18 protein-coding genes are annotated in these 20,088 nt (G+C 70.6%); 14 read left to right on the forward strand and 4 right to left on the reverse strand.

Annotation, left to right across the window (positions count from 1 at the left end; all coding sequences use genetic code 11):
- The first annotated feature begins 790 nt into the window (after positions 1–790).
- Genes ACZ6ZI_RS25290 through nuoN form a run of 14 tightly spaced genes read left to right on the forward strand, consistent with a single transcriptional unit; the run spans position 791 to position 16,620 of the window.
- Complete coding sequence (locus ACZ6ZI_RS25290; protein ID WP_249767272.1) at positions 791–1,150, forward strand: NADH-quinone oxidoreductase subunit A; 360 nt, start codon at positions 791–793, stop codon at positions 1,148–1,150.
- Between the two features lie 15 nt (positions 1,151–1,165).
- Entirely contained in the window at positions 1,166–1,720 is a 555-nt protein-coding gene (locus tag ACZ6ZI_RS25295; protein WP_030162005.1) for a NuoB/complex I 20 kDa subunit family protein, read from the forward strand.
- Positions 1,717–2,439 (forward strand): NADH-quinone oxidoreductase subunit C, encoded by a 723-nt coding sequence (locus tag ACZ6ZI_RS25300; protein WP_469524399.1) that lies wholly within the window; start codon positions 1,717–1,719, stop codon positions 2,437–2,439. Before ACZ6ZI_RS25295 ends, ACZ6ZI_RS25300 begins: the two co-directional genes overlap by 4 nt.
- Positions 2,439–3,773: an NADH-quinone oxidoreductase subunit D gene (locus tag ACZ6ZI_RS25305; protein WP_469524401.1), complete on the forward strand. Its 1,335-nt coding sequence runs from the start codon at positions 2,439–2,441 to the stop codon at positions 3,771–3,773. Before ACZ6ZI_RS25300 ends, ACZ6ZI_RS25305 begins: the two co-directional genes overlap by 1 nt.
- The gene (gene nuoE, locus ACZ6ZI_RS25310; RefSeq protein ID WP_469524403.1) at positions 3,770–4,537 is read left to right on the forward strand and encodes an NADH-quinone oxidoreductase subunit NuoE; all 768 of its coding nucleotides are present in this window, start codon (positions 3,770–3,772) and stop codon (positions 4,535–4,537) included. The genes ACZ6ZI_RS25305 and nuoE overlap by 4 nt, the downstream gene beginning before the upstream one ends.
- Complete coding sequence (nuoF, locus tag ACZ6ZI_RS25315; protein ID WP_469524404.1) at positions 4,537–5,886, forward strand: NADH-quinone oxidoreductase subunit NuoF; 1,350 nt, start codon at positions 4,537–4,539, stop codon at positions 5,884–5,886. The genes nuoE and nuoF overlap by 1 nt, the downstream gene beginning before the upstream one ends.
- A complete protein-coding gene (locus ACZ6ZI_RS25320) occupies positions 5,883–8,393 on the forward strand; it encodes an NADH-quinone oxidoreductase subunit G (RefSeq protein ID WP_469524406.1) in 2,511 nt (836 codons plus the stop codon). The genes nuoF and ACZ6ZI_RS25320 overlap by 4 nt, the downstream gene beginning before the upstream one ends.
- Positions 8,390–9,748 (forward strand): NADH-quinone oxidoreductase subunit NuoH, encoded by a 1,359-nt coding sequence (gene nuoH, locus ACZ6ZI_RS25325; protein WP_469524408.1) that lies wholly within the window; start codon positions 8,390–8,392, stop codon positions 9,746–9,748. The genes ACZ6ZI_RS25320 and nuoH overlap by 4 nt, the downstream gene beginning before the upstream one ends.
- Positions 9,749–9,808: 60 nt before the next feature.
- The gene (gene nuoI, locus ACZ6ZI_RS25330) at positions 9,809–10,357 is read left to right on the forward strand and encodes an NADH-quinone oxidoreductase subunit NuoI (RefSeq protein WP_469524477.1); all 549 of its coding nucleotides are present in this window, start codon (positions 9,809–9,811) and stop codon (positions 10,355–10,357) included.
- Positions 10,354–11,169 (forward strand): NADH-quinone oxidoreductase subunit J, encoded by an 816-nt coding sequence (locus tag ACZ6ZI_RS25335; protein WP_363060528.1) that lies wholly within the window; start codon positions 10,354–10,356, stop codon positions 11,167–11,169. Before nuoI ends, ACZ6ZI_RS25335 begins: the two co-directional genes overlap by 4 nt.
- On the forward strand, positions 11,166–11,465 hold the full coding sequence (gene nuoK, locus ACZ6ZI_RS25340) for an NADH-quinone oxidoreductase subunit NuoK (protein ID WP_030864698.1): 300 nt from the start codon (positions 11,166–11,168) through the stop codon (positions 11,463–11,465). Before ACZ6ZI_RS25335 ends, nuoK begins: the two co-directional genes overlap by 4 nt.
- 10 nt (positions 11,466–11,475) lie before the next feature.
- Complete coding sequence (nuoL, locus tag ACZ6ZI_RS25345; RefSeq protein WP_469524410.1) at positions 11,476–13,371, forward strand: NADH-quinone oxidoreductase subunit L; 1,896 nt, start codon at positions 11,476–11,478, stop codon at positions 13,369–13,371.
- Position 13,372: 1 nt separating this feature from the next.
- A complete protein-coding gene (locus ACZ6ZI_RS25350) occupies positions 13,373–14,965 on the forward strand; it encodes an NADH-quinone oxidoreductase subunit M (protein ID WP_363060532.1) in 1,593 nt (530 codons plus the stop codon).
- Positions 14,962–16,620 (forward strand): NADH-quinone oxidoreductase subunit NuoN, encoded by a 1,659-nt coding sequence (gene nuoN / locus ACZ6ZI_RS25355; protein ID WP_469524413.1) that lies wholly within the window; start codon positions 14,962–14,964, stop codon positions 16,618–16,620. Before ACZ6ZI_RS25350 ends, nuoN begins: the two co-directional genes overlap by 4 nt.
- A 67-nt stretch (positions 16,621–16,687) precedes the next feature.
- Here nuoN and ACZ6ZI_RS25360 read toward each other — a convergent pair whose 3' ends face one another.
- The 4 genes from ACZ6ZI_RS25360 to fahA all read right to left on the reverse strand — a co-directional run bounded on the left by ACZ6ZI_RS25360 (position 16,688) and on the right by fahA (position 20,069).
- Positions 16,688–17,287 carry a Uma2 family endonuclease gene (locus ACZ6ZI_RS25360; protein WP_469524414.1) on the reverse strand — a complete coding sequence of 200 codons (600 nt, stop codon included), beginning with the start codon at positions 17,285–17,287 and terminating at the stop codon, positions 16,688–16,690.
- Between the two features lie 105 nt (positions 17,288–17,392).
- Entirely contained in the window at positions 17,393–18,001 is a 609-nt protein-coding gene (locus ACZ6ZI_RS25365; protein ID WP_469524416.1) for a hypothetical protein, read from the reverse strand.
- Between the two features lie 94 nt (positions 18,002–18,095).
- Complete coding sequence (locus ACZ6ZI_RS25370; protein ID WP_469524417.1) at positions 18,096–18,683, reverse strand: hypothetical protein; 588 nt, start codon at positions 18,681–18,683, stop codon at positions 18,096–18,098.
- A 147-nt stretch (positions 18,684–18,830) separates the two neighbouring features.
- Positions 18,831–20,069, reverse strand: coding sequence for a fumarylacetoacetase (fahA, locus tag ACZ6ZI_RS25375; protein WP_363060540.1), 1,239 nt, complete (start codon positions 20,067–20,069; stop codon positions 18,831–18,833).
- Positions 20,070–20,088: the final 19 nt, after the last annotated feature.

Below are 20,088 nucleotides of genomic sequence, written 5' to 3' on the forward strand. Positions count from 1 at the left end.
GCGGCCGAACCGGGCGCGTCGCGCGTCTTATTGACGCCGTAACGGACGTAACGGACACGCCTTCACAAGGCTGTGATCATGGGGTTTCAGTAATAAGTCCGAATTGATCCACCGCCTACCATCGACCCGCACAGATGGCCAAGCCCCCTTTTCGCGGGGCTCTCGGAGTGTGTCGCAGGTCACAGTTACCTGGCGCCGTAACGCGTTCGTGAGGCCTCCGTGCGGCCTTCGTGCCGCCTCCGTGAGGTTGCCGCGATCCGGTCGTGTCCCGTCCGTGATCCGGCGCCGGTCCGTCGGGGGGTTCGTCGGGGGGTTCGTGAACGAATGCACAGCATCGGCCCCCGCCCGGCGTGGCGGGCGAGATCCGGCCGGCGCGTCCACTCCCGTACGCCACCCTTCCCCCGGCCGGGGGAGGCGGATTCCTTTATCACCCCGGCCGAAACACCGCCAATTTGCCTGCAAGGGCCACCATTTGATAGTGCGACACCCTTTCCACCTGCGTGAACGGGCCCGGATGTCACCTTTGGTGATCATGTGGATGCCTTGCGTACGAAGATCACCACTCATCGGACTTCATGATCGTTCGTCAGGTGGTGGAGATCACAAACTCGGTGTTGTTACCCGTGTCGCAGATCACAGACCGCCGGGCATAAGATGCGCACCAGCCCGGCTTGTGAACTGCCTCACATGCACGTGCCCCCCGGATTCGGGGGGCGGTCCTCGCGAGGCGGAGCACTCGGCGCCGGCGCAGCGGTCCAACGGTCAAGGACGACTGGAAGGAGCGAGGAGCGTGAATGCGTACGCGCCCATCCTCGTGCTCGGCGCCATCGGCGCAGGGTTTGCGATCTTCTCCGTGGTCATGGCCACGCTGATCGGCCCAAAACGGTACAACCGGGCAAAGCTTGAGGCCTACGAATGCGGCATCGAGCCGACCCCGATGCCCGCCGGCGGCGGACGCTTCCCCATCAAGTACTACCTGACGGCGATGCTCTTCATCGTCTTCGACATCGAGATCGTCTTCCTCTACCCCTGGGCCGTCACCTTCGACGCCCTGGGGATCTTCGGGCTCGTCGAGATGCTGCTCTTCGTGCTCACCGTCTTCGTCGCCTACGCCTACGTGTGGCGCCGCGGCGGCCTGGAATGGGACTGAGGGGCTGAATTTTCCATGGGACTGGAAGAGAAGCTGCCGAGCGGCTTTCTGCTGACCACCGTCGAACAGGCCGCGGGCTGGGTGCGCAAGTCATCCGTCTTCCCCGCCACCTTCGGCCTCGCGTGCTGCGCCATCGAGATGATGACCACCGGCGCCGGCCGCTACGACCTGGCCCGCTTCGGCATGGAGGTCTTCAGGGGCTCCCCGCGCCAGGCCGACCTCATGATCGTGGCCGGCCGCGTCAGCCAGAAGATGGCGCCGGTGCTCCGCCAGGTCTACGACCAGATGCCCGCCCCCAAGTGGGTCATCTCCATGGGCGTGTGCGCCTCTTCGGGCGGCATGTTCAACAACTACGCGATCGTGCAGGGCGTCGACCACATCGTTCCGGTGGACATCTACCTCCCCGGCTGCCCGCCCCGCCCCGAGATGCTGATGGACGCCATCCTCAAGCTCCACCAGAAGATCCAGGGCGGAAAGCTCGGGGTGAACCGCGAGGAGGCGGCCCGCGAGGCGGAGGAGGCGGCCCTCAAGGCCCTGCCCACCATCGAGATGAAGGGGCTCCTGCGGTGAGCGAGGACCCGGCCGTCGAGAACGGCAACAACGTCCCCGCGCCCCGGGGCAACGCGGGACCCGAGGTGATCGGCGTTCGCAAGGGCATGTTCGGCGCGAACAACGGCGGCGACACCAGCGGCTACAGCGGCCTGGTGCGCACCGTGGCCCTGCCCGGCGAGAGCGTCCGCCCCTACGGCTCGTACTTCGACCAGGTCGTCGACGAGCTGGAGGGCGCCCTGGAGGAGCAGGACCTGCTGCCCGCCAACGCCATCGAGAAGGTCGTCGTCGACCGGGGGGAACTGACCCTCCACGTCGCCCGCGAGCACCTCGTGCGGGTGGCGTCCACCCTGCGCGACGACCCGGCGCTGCGCTTCGAGCTGTGCACCGGCGTCAGCGGGGTCCACTTCCCCGGCGACAAGGCCCGCGAGCTGCACGCCGTCTACCACCTGCGCTCGCTCACCCACGGCCGGATCGTCCGCCTGGAGGTGTCCGTGCCGGACACCGACCCGCACCTGCCGTCGCTGGTCACCGTCTACCCGACCAACGACTGGCACGAGCGCGAGGCCTACGACTTCTTCGGTCTGGTCTTCGACGGCCACCCGGCCCTCACGCGGATCATGATGCCGGACGACTGGCAGGGCTTCCCCCAGCGCAAGGACTACCCGCTCGGCGGCATCCCCATCGAGTACAAGGGCGCCCAGATCCCGGCTCCCGACCAGCGGAGGTCGTACAGCTGATGTCCACTCCGAACGCGTCGCACCACGCGGCCTCCCGCGAGACCACCGAAGGCACGGTCTACACCGTCACCGGCGGGGACTGGGACGAGGTCGTCCGGACCGCGGCCAAGGCGGACGACGAGCGGATCGTCGTCAACATGGGTCCGCAGCACCCCTCCACCCACGGTGTGCTCCGCCTGATCCTGGAGATCGACGGCGAGACCGTCACCGAGGCCCGCTGCGGCATCGGCTACCTCCACACCGGCATCGAGAAGAACCTCGAATTCCGCAACTGGACGCAGGGCACCACCTTCGTCACGCGCATGGACTACCTGACGCCGTTCTTCAACGAGACGGCCTACTGCCTCGGCGTCGAGAAGCTCCTCGGGATCACCGAGCAGATCCCCGACCGGGCCTCCGTGATCCGCGTCCTGCTGATGGAGCTGAACCGGCTCTCCTCCCACCTGGTGTGCATCGCCACCGGCGGCATGGAGCTGGGCGCGACCACGATCATGATCTACGGCTTCCGCGACCGCGAGCTGATCCTCGACGTCTTCGAGCTGATCACCGGACTGCGCATGAACCACGCGTTCGTCCGCCCCGGCGGCCTCGCCCAGGACCTGCCGCCCGGCGCGGTCGACCAGCTGCGCGAGTTCGTGAAGACCATGAAGAGGAACCTGCCGGAGTACGACAAGCTCGCCACCGGCAACCCCATCTTCAAGGCCCGCATGCAGGACGTCGGCCACCTCGACCTCACCGGCTGCATGGCCCTCGGCGCCACCGGCCCGATCCTGCGCTCCGCCGGACTGCCGCACGACCTGCGCAGGACGGACCCGTACTGCGGTTACGAGAACTACGAGTTCGACGTCCCCACCACCGAGACCTGCGACTCCTACGGGCGGTTCCTGATCCGCCTGGAGGAGATGCGCCAGTCCCTGCGGATCGTCGAACAGTGCCTCGACCGGCTGGAGCCCGGCCCGGTCATGGTCGCCGACAAGAAGATCGCCTGGCCCGCCCAGCTCGCGATGGGCCCCGACGGCCTCGGCAACTCCCTCGACCACATCAAGAACATCATGGGCACCTCCATGGAGGCCCTCATCCACCACTTCAAGCTGGTGACCGAGGGCTTCCGGGTGCCGGCCGGCCAGGCGTACGCCGCCGTCGAGTCCCCCAAGGGCGAACTCGGCGTCCACGTCGTCTCCGACGGGGGCACCCGCCCCTTCCGGGTCCACTTCCGCGACCCGTCCTTCACCAACCTGCAGGCCATGGCCGCGATGTGCGAGGGCGGCCAGGTCGCCGACGTCATCGTCGCCGTCGCCTCCATCGACCCCGTGATGGGAGGCGTCGACCGATGACCGCCACTTCGCCGAGCGGAGGGGTCAACCTGGGGATGCCCGGGCTGCCCGCCCCCGACTTCCCGCCCGAGGTCCGGGCCCGACTGGAGGCGGACGCGGCCCGGGTCATCGCCCGCTACCCCGACAGCCGCTCCGCGCTGCTGCCGCTGCTGCACCTGACGCAGTCAGAGGAGGGCCACGTCTCGCGCACCGGCATCCGCTTCTGCGCCGAGGTGCTCGGCCTGACCACCGCCGAGGTCACCGCCGTCGCCACCTTCTACACGATGTACCGGCGCCGGCCCTCCGGGGACTACCAGGTCGGCGTCTGCACGAACACCCTGTGCGCGGTCATGGGCGGCGACGCCATCTTCGAGGAGCTCAAGGAGCACCTGGGGGTCGGCAACAACGAGACCACCGCCGACGGCAAGGTCACCCTCGAACACATCGAGTGCAACGCGGCCTGCGACTACGCCCCCGTGGTGATGGTCAACTGGGAGTTCTTCGACAACCAGACCCCCGAGTCCGCCAAGGCCATGGTCGACGACCTGCTCGCCGGCCGCCCCGTCGAACCCACCCGCGGCGCCCCGCTGTGCACCTACAAGGAGACCGCCCGGATCCTGGCGGGCTTCCCCGACGAGCGCGAGGGCGCCGTCGCCGCCACCGGCGGAGCCGGCCCGGCCTCGCTGATCGGCCTGCGCCTGGCCCGCGGCGAGGCCCCCCACGCCCCGATCGTGCACCCACGCGGCGAGGCCCGCGGCGGCTCCGCCACCGAGGGAGGGGAGTGATGTCCGTGTCGACGGAACCGATCAAGAACGGCACCAGCCCGGAGAAGCTCCTCGCGCCCGTCCTGTCGGCCTTCTGGGACGACCCGGAGTCCTGGACGCTGGAGACCTACCGGCGCCACGAGGGCTACGAGGGCCTGCGCAAGGCCCTCGCGATGACCCCCGACGAGGTCATCGCCTACGTCAAGGACTCCGGACTGCGCGGTCGCGGCGGCGCCGGCTTCCCCACCGGGATGAAGTGGCAGTTCATCCCGCAGGGCGACGGCAAGCCCCACTACCTCGTCGTCAACGCCGACGAGTCGGAGCCGGGAACCTGCAAGGACATCCCCCTCCTGTTCGCCAACCCGCACTCCCTCATCGAGGGAATGATCATCGCCTGCTACGCGATCCGCTCCGAGCACGCCTTCATCTACCTGCGCGGCGAGACCGTCCCGGTACTGCGGCGCCTGCACGAGGCGGTGCGCGAGGCGTACGCGGCGGGCTACCTCGGCCGCGACATCGACGGCAGCGGACGCAACCTCGACATCACCGTGCACGCCGGCGCCGGCGCGTACATCTGCGGCGAGGAGACGGCCCTGCTCGACTCCCTCGAAGGCCGCCGCGGCCAGCCCCGACTGCGCCCGCCGTTCCCCGCCGTCGAGGGCCTCTACGCCTGCCCCACCGTCGTCAACAACGTCGAGTCCATCGCCTCGGTCCCCGCGATCCTCCAGCGGGGCAAGGACTGGTTCAAGGCGATGGGCACGGAGAAGTCCCCCGGCTTCACCCTCTACTCGCTGTCCGGACACGTCGCCGGCCCCGGCCAGTACGAGGCCCCCCTCGGCATCACCCTGCGCCAGCTCCTCGACATGAGCGGCGGCATGCGTCCCGGCCACCGGCTGAAGTTCTGGACCCCCGGCGGCTCCTCCACCCCGATGTTCACCGACGAGCACCTCGACGTACCCCTGGACTACGAGGGCGTCGGCGCCGCCGGCTCCATGCTCGGCACCAAGGCCCTCCAGTGCTTCGACGAGACCACCTGCGTGGTGCGCGCCGTCACCCGCTGGACCGAGTTCTACGCCCACGAGTCCTGCGGCAAGTGCACCCCCTGCCGCGAGGGCACGTACTGGCTCGTCCAGTTGCTCCGCGACATCGAGGCCGGCAAGGGCGTCATGTCCGACCTCGACAAGCTCCACGACATCGCCGACAACATCAACGGCAAGTCCTTCTGCGCCCTCGGCGACGGCGCGGCCAGCCCGATCTTCTCCTCGCTGAAGTACTTCCGGGCGGAGTACGAGCAGCACGTCACGGGCAAGGGCTGCCCCTTCGACCCCAGGAAGTCGACCCTCTGGGCCGACACGGAGGTGAACGCATGACCGTCACCACGAACGCCCCGGCCGGTGGCGGAGGGGCGGCCGTCCCGCCCGAGGACCTGGTGTCCCTGACGATCGACGGCGTCGAACTGTCCGTTCCCAAGGGGACCCTCGTCATCCGGGCCGCCGAACAGCTCGGCATCGAGATCCCCCGCTTCTGCGACCACCCCCTCCTCGACCCGGCCGGCGCCTGCCGCCAGTGCATCGTCGAGGTCGAGGGCCAGCGCAAGCCGATGGCCTCCTGCACCATCACCTGCACCGACGGCATGGTCGTCCGTACGCAGCTGACCTCCGAGGTCGCAGACAAGGCCCAGCGCGGGGTGATGGAGCTGCTGCTCATCAACCACCCGCTGGACTGCCCCGTCTGCGACAAGGGCGGCGAATGCCCCCTGCAGAACCAGGCGATGTCCCACGGCAACGCCGAGTCCCGCTTCGAGGGCCACAAGCGCACCTACGAGAAGCCCGTCCCCATCTCCACGCAGGTGCTCCTGGACCGCGAGCGGTGCGTGCTGTGCGCGCGCTGCACCCGCTTCTCCAACCAGGTCGCGGGCGACCCGATGATCGAACTGGTCGAGCGCGGCGCCCTCCAGCAGGTCGGCACCGGCGAGGGCGACCCCTTCCAGTCCTACTTCTCCGGCAACACCATCCAGATCTGCCCGGTCGGCGCCCTCACCTCGGCCGCCTACCGGTTCCGCTCCCGCCCCTTCGACCTCGTCTCCTCCCCGAGCGTGTGCGAGCACTGCGCCGGCGGGTGCGCGACCCGTACCGACCACCGCCGCGGCAAGGTCCTGCGTCGGCTCGCCGCCGAGGACCCCGAGGTCAACGAGGAGTGGATCTGCGACAAGGGCCGCTTCGGGTTCCGCTACGCGCAGCGCCCCGACCGGCTCACCACCCCGCTGGTGCGCGGGGCGGACGGGATCCTCGCCCCGGCGAGCTGGCCCGAGGCCCTGGAGGTCGCCGCCGCCGGGCTCGCCGCCGCGCGCGGCCGGGCCGGCGTCCTGACCGGCGGCCGGCTGACCGTCGAGGACGCGTACGCGTACGCCAAGTTCGCCCGCGTCGTGCTCGACACCAACGACATCGACTTCCGGGCCCGCGTGCACAGCGCCGAGGAGGCCGACTTCCTGGCCGCCTCCGTCGCCGGCACCGGCAAGGACCTCGACGGAACGGGCGTCACCTACGCCTCCCTGGAGGCGGCGCCCGCCGTCCTGCTCGTCGGCATCGAGGCCGAGGAGGAGGCCCCCGGGGTGTTCCTGCGGTTGCGCAAGGCGCACCGCAAGCACCGCCAGCGGACCTTCGCCCTGGCCCCCTTCGCCACCCGCGGCCTCGCCAAGGCCGGCGGCACCCTGCTGGCGGCGGCCCCGGGCACCGAGCCCGAGTGGCTGTCCGCGCTGGCCTCCCGCACCGGGCTGGAGGCGGGCGGAGCCGCCGCGGCGGAGGCGCTGCGCGAGAGCGGGGCCGTCATCGTCGTCGGCGAGCGCCTCGCCGGGGTGCCCGGCGCGCTGTCCGCGGCCGTACGGGCGGCCACCGCCACCGGGGCCCGCCTGGTGTGGATCCCGCGCCGGGCCGGGGAGCGGGCCGCCGTCGAGGCGGGCGCGCTGCCGTCCCTGCTGCCCGGAGGCCGTCCGGCCACCGACCCGCGGGCCCGCGACGAGGTCGCCACCGCCTGGGGGCTGGACGAACTCCCGCACCGCTACGGCCGCGACACCGGGCAGATCGTGGAGGCCGCCGCCACGGGCGAGCTGGCCGCGCTGCTGGTGGCGGGCGTCGAGGTGGGCGACCTGCCCGACCCGCGGCGGGCCCGGACCGCCCTGCGGGAGGCCTTCGTGGTCTCCCTCGAACTGCGGCCCGGCGAGGTCACCGACCACGCCGACGTGGTGCTGCCGGTGGCGGCCGTCGCCGAGAAGGCCGGCGCGTTCGTCAACTGGGAGGGCCGGGTGCGTCCCTTCGAGGCCGCCCTCAAGCCCGACCAGATGACCCGCCGCCTCGCCCCGGCCGACGCCCGCGTGCTGCACATGCTGGCCGACGCCGCCGACCGGCCCATCGCCCTGCCCGACGTGCACGCCGTACGCCGCGAACTGGAGCGGCTCGGGGCCTGGGAGGGCGAACTCGCCGCGGAGCACTCCACCGACCCGGTGCCGCTGCCGCGCCCCGGCACGGGCGAGGCCGTCCTCGCCGGACACCGGCTCCTGCTCGACCTGGGCCTGCTCCAGCAGGGCGACGAGGCCCTGGCCGGCACCCGGCACGAGGCGAGCGCCCGCCTGTCGGCGGCCACCGCCGCCGAGAGCGGCGTCAAGGACGGCGACGTCCTCGCCGTCACCGGCCCGGCCGGCCGGGTCGAACTCCCGCTGAGGGTCACCGACATGCCCGACCGGGTCGTGTGGCTCCCGCTGAACTCCACCGGCTCGGGTGTCCTCGCCGACACCGGAGCCCGGCCCGGGACCCTCGTGGGCATCGGCCCGGCGACCCCGGCCGCCACCCCCGGCGACACCACTGCGGAGGTGGGCGCGTGAACGCGGTACAGCTGGCCGCCGAGGACCTCTCCCTGTTCGGCAGGGACGTCTGGTGGCTCGTCCTGCTCAAGGCGGTGTTCTGCTTCGCCTTCCTGATGGTGACCGTGCTGTTCTCCATCGTGTGGGAGCGCAAGGTCGTCGCCTGGATGCAGCTGCGCATCGGCCCCAACCGGCACGGCCCCTGGGGCCTGCTCCAGTCGCTCGCCGACGGCGTCAAGCTGATGCTGAAGGAAGACGTCGTCGTCAAGCGGGCCGACAAGGTCGTCTACGTCCTCGCGCCGATCATCGCCGCGATCCCGGCGTTCATGGCCATCGCCGTGATCCCCTTCGGGCCGGCCGGCAACGAGGTCTCGATCTTCGGCCAGCGCACCACGATGCAGCTCACCGACCTGCCCATCGCGATGTTGTACGTCCTCGCCGTGGCCTCCGTCGGGATCTACGGCATCGTCCTGGCGGGCTGGTCCTCCGGCTCGACGTACCCGCTCCTCGGCGGCCTGCGCTCCTGCGCGCAGATGATCTCCTACGAGATCGCGATGGGCGCGGCGTTCGCCTCGGTCTTCCTCTACTCCGGGTCGATGTCGACGTCGGCGATCGTAGAGGCGCAGGCGGACCGCTGGTACATCATCCTGCTGCCGGTCTCCTTCATCATCTACGTCATCACGATGGTCGGCGAGACGAACCGCGCCCCCTTCGACATGCCCGAGTCCGAGGGCGACCTCGTCGGCGGCTTCAACACCGAGTACTCCTCCATCAAGTTCGCCCTGTTCATGCTGGCCGAGTACGTCAACATGGTCACCGTCTCGGCGGTGTCGGTCACCCTCTTCCTGGGCGGCTGGCGGGCGCCGGCGCCGATCTCCACGTACTGGGAGGGCGCGAACCACGGCTGGTGGCCGATGCTCTGGTTCGTGCTGAAGGTGCAGCTGCTGTTGTTCTTCTTCATCTGGCTGCGCGGCACGCTGCCCCGCGTGCGCTACGACCAGCTGATGAAGCTCGGCTGGAAGGTGCTGATCCCGGTCTCGGTGGTCTGGCTGATGCTGGTCGCCTCCGTCCGGGCGCTGCGCAACGAGCGCTACGACTTCAGCGAGATCGTCCTCTACGTCGGCAGCGGGGTCATCGCCGTCCTGCTGTTGTCCTTCGTCGCCGACCACTTCCGCGACCGGCGCGAGAAGCAGGCCGCCGCCGAGACCGAGCGGGCCGAGGCGGCGGCGCCCTTCGACCCGATGGCGGGCGGCTTCCCCGTACCGCCCAAGCCCGGCCAGCACCTGGCCCCCGTACCGCGCAGGCGGCCCCGCGCGGAGCGCGAGCTGATCGCCAGCGGCGGCACGAACCACGACAGCGACCGAGAGGAGGGTTGAGACGTGTCCGACGAAAAGTGGCAGAACCCGGTCGCCGGCTTCGGCGTGACCTTCAAGGCCATGTTCAAGAAGCGCCTCACCGAGCAGTACCCGGAGCAGCCGAAGACGACCGCTCCGCGCTTCCACGGCCGCCACCAGCTCAACCGCCACCCCGACGGCCTGGAGAAGTGCATCGGCTGCGAGCTGTGCGCCTGGGCCTGTCCCGCCGACGCGATCTACGTGGAGGGCGCGGACAACACCGAGGAGGAGCGGTACTCGCCCGGTGAGCGCTACGGCCGCGTCTACCAGATCAACTACGCCCGCTGCATCCTGTGCGGGCTGTGCGTCGAGGCCTGCCCCACCCGGGCGCTGACCATGACGAACGAGTTCGAGCTGGCCGACTCCAGCCGCGAATCGCTGATCTACACCAAGGAGCAGCTCCTCGCGGGGCTGACCGAGGGCATGGTCGAGGCCCCGCACTCGATCTTCCCGGGGACGGACGAACAGGACTACTACCGGGGGCTGGTGACCGGGGCCGCCCCGGGCACGGTCCGGCAGGTCGCCGTCTCCAAGGGCGAGCACGAGAAGCGGGACGAGAGCGTCGAGCCGGCCGAAGGGGTGGACGCGTGAGCGCCCTCGCGGCGGGCGCCGCGACGCTGACCTCCACCGGTGAGGCCGTGCAGTTCTGGATCCTGGGCACCGTCGCTGTCATCGGGGCGCTGTGCACGATCCTGATGAAGAAGGCCGTCCACAGTGCCCTGTGCCTGGCCGGGACGATGATCATCCTGGCGGTGTTCTACCTCGCCAACGGGGCGTACTTCCTGGGCGTCGTCCAGATCGTCGTCTACACCGGCGCCATCATGATGCTGTTCCTCTTCGTGGTCATGCTCGTCGGCGTCACGGCGGCGGACTCCCTGAAGGAGACGATCAAGGGGCAGCGCTGGCTGGCCGCCCTGTGCGGGCTCGGCTTCGGCATCCTGCTGATCGCCGGCATCGGCAACGCCGGGCTGAACCACTTCAACGGCCTGGGCCGGATCAACTCCGCCGGACACGTCGAGGGCCTGGCCGAACTGATCTTCACCCGCTACATCTTCGCCTTCGAGCTCACCGGCGCCCTGCTGATCACCGCGGCCGTCGGCGCGATGGTGCTCACCCACCGCGAGCGCACCGAGCGGGCCGCCACCCAGCGCGAACTCGCCGAGAAGCGCGTGCGCGAGGGCGTGCAGCTCCCGCCGCTGCCGGCGCCCGGCGTCTACGCCCGGCACAACGCCGTGGACATCGCCGGTCTGCTGCCCGACGGCACCCCGTCCGAGCTGACCGTCAACAAGACGCTGCGCGCCCGCGGCCAGATCCGCGACGTCTCCACCGAGGCCATGGAGGACCTCAAGGCGCTGGAACAGGCCTCCTCGGAGCGCCTCGGCCGTGAGGAGGCCTCCAAGTGAATCCGGTCAACTACCTGTACCTGGCCGCCCTGCTGTTCACCATCGGCGCGGCCGGGGTCCTGATCCGCAAGAACGCGATCGTGCTGTTCATGTGCGTCGAGCTGATGCTCAACGCCTGCAACCTCGCCTTCGTGGCGTTCTCCCGGATGCACGGCAACCTCGACGGCCAGATCATCGCCTTCTTCACGATGGTCGTCGCCGCCGCGGAGGTCGTGGTGGGCCTCGCGATCATCGTGTCGCTGTTCCGTACCCGCCACTCGGCTTCGGTCGACGACGCCAGCCTGATGAAGCTGTAAGGGGCGCTCCGTGGAAAATCTGATCGCGCTGCTGATCGCGGCGCCCCTGTTCGGAGCGGTGGTGCTGCTGTGCGGCGGCCGGCGCCTCGACAAGGTCGGGCACTGGCTCGGCACCCTGCTCGCCGCCGCCTCCTTCGGGATCGGCGTGGTCCTCTTCGCCGACATGCTCGGTCGGGGGGCCGAGGACCGCACCCTGCACCAGCGGCTGTTCAGCTGGATCCCGGTGGAGGGCTTCCAGGCGGACATCGCCTTCCAGCTCGACCAGCTGTCGATGACCTTCGTCCTGCTGATCTCCGGGGTCGGCACGCTCATCCACGTGTACTCGATCGGGTACATGGAGCACGACGAGCGCCGTCGCCGCTTCTTCGGCTACCTCAACCTGTTCGTCGCGGCGATGCTCCTGCTCGTCCTCGCCGACAACTACCTGCTGCTGTACTTCGGCTGGGAGGGCGTGGGCCTCGCCTCCTACCTCCTGATCGGCTTCTGGCAGCACAAGCCCAGCGCGGCCACCGCCGCGAAGAAGGCCTTCCTCGTCAACCGCGTCGGCGACATCGGCCTGTCGATCGCGATCATGCTGATGTTCACGACGTTCGGGACCTTCGCCTTCGGCCCGGTCCTGTCCTCCGTCGGCGAGACGAGCGAGGGCACGCTGACGGCGATCGGCCTGATGCTGCTCCTCGCCGCCTGCGGCAAGTCGGCGCAGGTGCCGTTGCAGTCCTGGCTCGGTGACGCGATGGAGGGCCCGACCCCGGTCTCGGCCCTCATCCACGCCGCCACCATGGTCACCGCCGGCGTCTACCTGATCGTCCGTTCCGGGGCCATCTTCAACGGGGCGCCCGACGCCCAGTTGGTCACCACCGTCGTCGGCGCCGTCACGCTCCTGTTCGGTGCGATCGTCGGTTGCGCGAAGGACGACATCAAGAAGGCCCTCGCGGGCTCGACGATGTCGCAGATCGGCTACATGATCCTGGCCGCCGGCCTCGGCCCGATCGGCTACGTGTTCGCGATCATGCACCTGGTGACGCACGGCTTCTTCAAGGCCGGCCTCTTCCTCGGCGCCGGTTCGGTCATGCACGGCATGAACGACGAGGTCGACATGCGCAAGTACGGCGCCCTGCGGAAGTACATGCCGGTCACCTTCGTCACCTTCGGCCTCGGCTACCTCGCGATCATCGGTTTCCCGGGCCTGTCCGGCTTCTTCTCCAAGGACATGATCATCGAGGCGGCCTTCGCCAAGGGCGGCACCCAGGGCTGGATCCTCGGCGGGGTGGCCCTCCTGGGCGCCGGCATCACCGCCTTCTACATGACCCGCGTCATGCTCCTCACCTTCTTCGGCGAGAAGCGCTGGCAGCCGGACGCGCAGGGCCACGCGCCGCACCCGCACGAGTCCCCGAAGTCCATGACCATCCCGATGATCATCCTGGCGTTCGGCTCGGTCTTCGCCGGCGGGTTCTTCGAGATCGGCGAGCGCTTCCTGAAGTGGCTGGAGCCGGTCACCGGCTACGAGCACGGCCACCCGCCGGTCAGCGCCCTCACGGTCACCGCGTCCACCATGGTGGTCCTCGTCGCCGGCGTCGCCATCGCCTGGTCGATGTACGGCCGCAGGCCCGTCCCGGTCGTCGCCCCGCGCGGCTCGTTCCTCACCCGGGCGGCCCGGCGCGACCTGTTCCAGGACGACTTCAACCACGTGGTCCTCGTACGCGGCGGCGAGCACCTGACGCGTTCGCTCGTCTACGTCGACCACAGCCTGGTCGACGGGATGGTCAACGGCACGGCCGCGTCCGTCGGCGGGCTCTCCGGCCGACTGCGCAAGCTGCAGAACGGCTACGCCCGCAGCTACGCGGTCTCGATGTTCGGGGGCACGGCGATCCTGATCGCCGCGACCCTGCTGATGAGGGCGGTGTGAGATGAATTTCCCGCTTCTGACGGTGACGGCGGCCGTACCCGCGGTCGGCGCGATCCTCACGGCGGCCGTCCCGGCCGCCCGCCGGACCGTCGCCAAGTGGCTCGCGCTGCTGTTCTCCCTGGCCACCCTGGCCCTGGCCGTGCTCATCGCGGTCCGCTTCGAACCCGGTGGCGAGCGCTACCAGCTCACCGAGTCCCGCCCGTGGATCGCCGACTTCGGGGTCCGCTACGAACTGGGCGTCGACGGCATCGGGGTCGCGCTCATCGCGCTCACGGCGCTGCTCATCCCCTTCGTGATCGCGGCCGGCTGGAACGACGCCGACCCGCTGGAGACCAACTCCCGGCGCTGGCGGCCGACGCAGGGCTTCTTCGCCCTGATCCTGCTGGTCGAGGCGATGGTGATCATCTCCTTCGAGGCCACCGACGTCTTCCTCTTCTACATCTTCTTCGAAGCCATGCTCATCCCGATGTACTTCCTCATCGGTGGCTTCGGGGACCGCGCCCACGCGGGCAGCGACGAGAACGCCGCCGCGCAGCGCTCCTACGCGGCGGTCAAGTTCCTCCTCTACAACCTGGTCGGCGGCCTGATCATGCTCGCCGCCGTCATCGGGCTGTACGTGGTCGCCGGGAACTTCTCCCTCCAGGAGATCGCCGCCGCCCGCGCCGCGGGCACGCTCGACATGGCGACCAACACCGAACGGCTGCTGTTCCTCGGCTTCTTCTTCGCCTTCGCGGTGAAGGCGCCGCTGTGGCCGCTGCACACCTGGCTGCCGAACGCCATGGGCGAGGCCACCGCGCCCGTCGCCGTGCTGATCACCGCGGTCGTCGACAAGGTCGGCACCTTCGCGATGCTCCGCTTCTGCCTCGGGCTGTTCCCCGACGCCAGCAAGTGGGCCACGCCCGTCATCCTCGTCCTCGCGCTGATCAGCATCGTCTACGGGGCGCTCGTCGCCGTCGGGCAGCGCGACATCAAGCGGCTGGTCGCCTACGCGTCCATCTCGCACTTCGGCTTCATCGTCATGGGCATCTTCGCGATGACCTCCCAGGGCCAGTCCGGCGCCACGCTGTACATGGTCAACCACGGGATCTCGACCGCGGCGCTGATGCTCGTCGCCGGATTCCTGATCTCCCGGCGCGGCTCGCGGCTCATCGCCGACTACGGCGGCGTGCAGAAGGTGGCCCCGGTCCTCGCCGGCACCTTCCTCATCGGCGGCCTCGCCACCCTCTCCCTGCCCGGCCTCGCGCCCTTCGTCAGCGAGTTCCTCGTCCTGGTCGGCACCTTCGCCCGCTACCCGGTCGTCGGCGTCATCGCCACCGTCGGCATCGTGCTGGCCGCCCTCTACACGCTGGTGCTCTACCAGCGGACCATGACCGGCCCCGTGAAGGAGGAGGTCCGCACCATGCCGGACCTGCGCCTGCGGGAGGTCCTGGTGGTCGCCCCGCTGATCGCCCTGCTGATCGGCCTGGGCGTCTACCCGAAGCCGCTCACCGAGATCGTCAACCCGGCGGTGGAGCACACCCTGTCGGACGTCAAGCAGACCGACCCGAAGCCCGAGGTCGCCGTCGAAGCCAAGAACGGGGAGGCGGCCAAGTGAGTACGGCCACTGCTGCGGCCCACAGCCTGCTGACACTGGCGGCCGAGGGGCCGGTCGACCGGATCCCGACCCCGCACATCGAATACGCGCAGCTCGCGCCCACGCTGATCGTGGTGGGCGCGGCCATCCTCGGAGTCCTCGTCGAGGCCTTCGTCGGGCGCAAGGCCCGCTACCACGCCCAGCTGTTCCTCTCGGTGGCCGCCCTGGCCTCCGCCTTCGCGGCGGTCGTCGCCCTCGCGGCCGGCGGGTACGCGGGCACCAAGGCGCACATCGCGGCCATGGGCGCCATCGCCGTCGACGGCCCCGCGCTGTTCCTCCAGGGCACCATCCTGCTGGCCTCGATCGTGGCCGTGTTCACCTTCGCCGAACGGCGCCTGGACCCGGCCGCCCACGGCAACCGGGTGGACTCCTTCGCCGCCCAGGCGGCGTCCGTACCGGGCAGCGACAGCGAGAAGGCCGCCGTCAAGGCCGGGTTCACCACCACCGAGGTGTTCCCGCTGGCCCTGTTCGCGGTGGCCGGCATGCTCATCTTCCCGGCCGCCAACGACCTGCTGACCCTGTTCATCGCGCTGGAGGTCTTCTCCCTCCCGCTGTACCTGCTCTGCGCCCTCGCCCGCCGCCGGCGGCTGCTGTCGCAGGAGGCCGCGGTGAAGTACTTCCTGCTCGGCGCCTTCTCCTCCGCCTTCCTCCTCTTCGGCATCGCGCTGCTCTACGGCTACGCGGGCTCCGTCTCGTACGCGAAGATCGCCGACGTGGTCGACGGCACCGTCACCCAGATCGACCCGGCCCTCGCGGCCACCATGGGCAACGACGTCCTGCTCCTCATCGGCGGCGCGCTGATCCTGATGGGCCTGCTGTTCAAGGTCGGCGCCGTCCCCTTCCACATGTGGACCCCGGACGTCTACCAGGGCGCCCCGACGCCGATCACCGGCTTCATGGCGGCCGCGACGAAGGTGGCCGCCTTCGGCGCCCTGCTGCGCCTGCTCTACGTGGTCCTGCCGGGCCTGCGCTGGGACTGGCGGCCGGTGATGTGGGGCGTCGCGATCGTCACGATGCTCGCGGGCGCCGTGATCGCCGTGACGCAGACCGACGTGAAGCGTCTCCTGGCCTACTCCTCGATCGCGCACGCCGGCTTCATCCTGGCCGGTGTGATCGCCACTTCCGCGGAGGGCGTCCAGTCCGTGCTGTTCTACCTGGCCGCGTACTCCTTCGTGACGATCGGCGCCTTCGCCGTGGTCACGCTGGTGCGCGACGCGGGCGGCGAGGCCACGCACCTGTCCGAGTGGGCGGGACTGGGGCGGCGCTCCCCGCTGACGGCGGCCGTGTTCGCGGTGTTCCTGCTGGCCTTCGCCGGCATTCCGCTGACCTCCGGCTTCGCGGGCAAGTTCGCCGTGTTCAAGGCGGCGGCGGAGGGCGGCGCGGGAGCGCTGGTCGTGGTCGGCGTCATCTCGTCCGCGATCGCCGCGTTCTTCTACATCCGGGTGATCGTCCTGATGTTCTTCAGCGAGCCGAAGGCCGACGGCCCGACGGTGGCCGTCCCCTCGCCGCTGACGATGACGACCATCGCGGTCGGCGTCGCGGTCACCCTGGTCCTCGGCCTGGCCCCGCAGTACTTCCTGGAACTGGCGGGACAGGCGAGCACGTTCGTGCGCTGACCGTCCCGCGGACGCGCGACCGGGCCCGGCCCCCGAAAGGGGGGCCGGGCCCGGTCGCGTCAGGGGACTACTCCGGCTGGTTCCGCTTGGCCGTGATGGCGGAGAGGTCCAGGTCGACGGGGAAGGGGACGGAGACCTTCAGCCGGTCGTGGAAGATGCCGGTCGCGACGTAGGCACGACTGATCGGTTCCCGCTCGAAGACGTAGACGACCGCCCGACCGTCCTTGTTCTCGACCCGCCAGTAGTGCTCGATGCCCGCTCCCGCGTACTTGATGGGTTTGGTCTCGCGGTCGCGGTCGATGGAGTCGGGAGACACCACTTCGATCGCGAGCAGCACCGCCTCGGCGGGGAACCGCGTCTGAGAGAGGTCCGTGATGACGTCCTCACGGAACACGACGACATCGGGTTCGGGTCGATTGCCTCGGTTGATGTCGATCGTGAACTCGCGCAGGACGTCGAGGCCCTTCGGGACCAACGACCGCAGCGCCTGTGTGAAGAAGTCGATGGCCCGACTGTGGAAAAGGGTTTGCGGACTCACGAAGACCAGGCTCCCGTCGATCAGCTCCGTGTGCGGAGGCAGATTCGGAAGCGAATCCAGGTCGTCGGCAGTCCAGCCGCCCGGTGGGGGGATCGGCCAGCTGTGTTCCGGGTTCATCAGTGCTCCCATGAGCCGGAGTCTCGCGCGTGCGGCCAGCGTATCGCCGGGAGTTCGCGGAGCACCGCTCTTTCGGGTGAGTCATATGCCGGAAGCACGTGACGGGCCCGGGGTGGGCTAGTGGGCGCCGTGGGCGTGGGCGGCGCTCGCCGCGGCCGGGGTCTTCTTCGGGCAGGTCAGGCCCGTGTTCCAGTTGTGGAAGCGGCCCGCCGGGTTCTCCTTGTACGCCCACATGTGGAGGTCGTAGTGCTTGGGCATGCCGGTCCAGTGGCCGGGCATCGGCCCGTCGAAGGGGAGGCCGAACATCGTGGGCCGGTCGTCCTTGGTCGTCAGGTCCTGGTCGCGGTCGGTCGACATCCACTCCACCGTCTGGAGCGTGCGCCGGCCGTTGCGGTCCTTCTCGGTGCTGTAGAGGAGCGCGGTCGGCTTGGTGGGGTCCGTCGATCCCCAGTAGGCCTGCTTGACGTAGTGGTAGCCCATGGCGCCCACCCCGAACGGGTTGGTCATGCACGGCTCGCCGTGCGGGACGTAGCCGTCCTTGATGGCCTCCCGCTCGTCCGCGTACTTCGCGGTCGCCGCGATCGCCGCGGCCATGTCGCGCATCGCCTGCCGGTTGCGCGGGTCGGGCGCGGGACCGTCGACCCCGTGGGCCGGGGTCACGGCGGCCAGGCCGAGCGAGACGGCGGCGGCGCAGGCGAGAACGGGCTTCAGGCTGCGTACGGGCATCGGAACTCCTGTGGGGTGGGGCCGTTTCGTCCACCTTTGCGGCGTTGTGCGGGCCTCGCACCCGGCGGGCCTCCGATTGGCGGTGCCCGCCTCCCTAAGGGGTGGCGGGGGCGGTCGGGCGGGGCCGGGTCGTGCCGGGGAGGCAGACCACCGCCGGGTTGAAGGGCTCGAACCGCCCGGAGGGGTTGTCCTTCCACAGCCACAGGTGCAGCGAGTAGTGGACCTTCTGGCCCGCGTAGCGGGCGGGCAGCGGGCCGCGGAAGGGCTGCCCGAACAGGGACGGGCGATCGTCGTCGGTGTCCTCGCGGCCGTCCCGGTCCACGACCATCCACTCCAGGCCCGCCAGGCGCCAACGCCCCTTGCCGTCACCCTCGTAGAGCAGGGCGGTGGGCTTCCGCGGGTCCACGGAACCGTCGTAGGCGTGGTTGAAGTGCGGGTAGCCGAGGGCGCCGGCGCCGCCCGACGGGTTCACCACGCAGTACTTGTCGGGGACGTAGCCCGCGCGGACGGCGGCGTCGTGCCGGTGGAACTTCGCGGTCGCCCGGTAGGTCAGGGCCAGTTGGGCGGCGGGCGTGAGGCGGGGGCCCGGGGCGGTGGGCGCGGCGGGGGCCGACGGCGCCGCCGCCAGCGTGGCGGCGGCCGCGAGGGCCAGCGGGACGAGCTTCGCGTGACGAGGGGGCATGCCAGCAGCGTCGCCGCGCCGGCCCCGCCCCGCACGGCCGAGGGGGCGTACGGGTGGTCGGGCCGCCCGTGCGGCGTAAGCCCGCCGCGGCGCGGTGGGTCCGGCGGGGCGTCGGAAGGATCCGCCACCCCGCCGGAGCCGATCGTCCTACGATGCGGACGCGGGCGATCCCACGATGCGGCCGGTGACCTCGCCGAGGCCGACGCGGGTGCCGTCGGCGCCGGGGGCCCAGGCGGTGAGGGTGACGGTGTCGCCGTCCTCCAGGAAGGTGCGCTTGCCGTCGGCGAGCTCGATGGCGTCGCGCCCGTTCCAGGTCAGCTCCAGCAGGGAGCCGCGCTGGTCGACCTCGGGGCCGCTGACGGTGCCGGAGCCGAAGACGTCGCCGGTGCGCAGGGAGGCGCCGTTGACGGTCATGTGCGCGAGCTGCTGGGCGGCGGTCCAGTACATGGAGGCGAACGGCGGCCGGGCCACCTCCTGCCCGTTGATGGACACGGTGATGCGCAGGTCGAAGCCGCCGGGGCGGTCGACGTCGGCGTCGTCGAGGTAGGGCAGCAGCGGGAAGTCGCGGGCGGGCGGTGCGACGCGGGCGGCGTCCAGGGCCTCCAGGGGGGTGACCCAGGCGGAGACGGAGGTGGCGAAGGACTTGCCGAGGAAGGGGCCCAGGGGCACGTACTCCCAGGCCTGGACGTCGCGGGCCGACCAGTCGTTGAGGAGGAACAGGCCGAAGACGTGCTCCTCGAAGTCGGCGAGGGCCACCGGGCTGCCCAGCTCGGAGGGGGTGCCGACGACGAAGCCGACCTCGGCCTCGATGTCGAGCTTGACGGACGGGCCGAAGACGGGCGCCGGGTCGGTGGGGGCCTTGCGCTGCCCGGAGGGGCGTACGACGTCGGTGCCGGAGACGACGATCGTGCCGGAGCGGCCGTGGTAGCCGATCGGCAGGTGCTTCCAGTTGGGGGTGAGCGCGTCGCCGTCGGGGCGGAAGATCTTCCCGACGTTGGTGGCGTGGTGCTCGCTGGCGTAGAAGTCGACGTAGTCCGCGACCTCGTACGGCAGGTGCAGGGTGACCGCGTCCAGCGGCAGCAGGTGCGGTTCGACGGTCGCGCGGTGGCCGGGGTCGGTGACCCAGGCGGTCAGGGCGCGGCGCACGTCGTGCCAGGCGGTGCGGCCGGCGGCGAGCAGCGGGTTCAGCGAGCCCTGGGCGAGGAGCCCGGCGTACGGCGAGCCGAGCGCGACGGCGACGGCCCCCGCGTCGAGCACGTGTCCGCCGATCCGCACGCCGACGCGGCGGCGCGTCGGCTCCCCGGAGGTGGTGAACACCCCGTAGGGGAGGTTGTGCGGCCCGAACGGGTCGCCCTCGGGGACATCGAGGGGGCTCTGCTGGGGCATGGGATGCTGCCTCGCTTTC

The sequence above is a fragment of the Streptomyces sp. NPDC103540 genome (assembly GCF_055584445.1).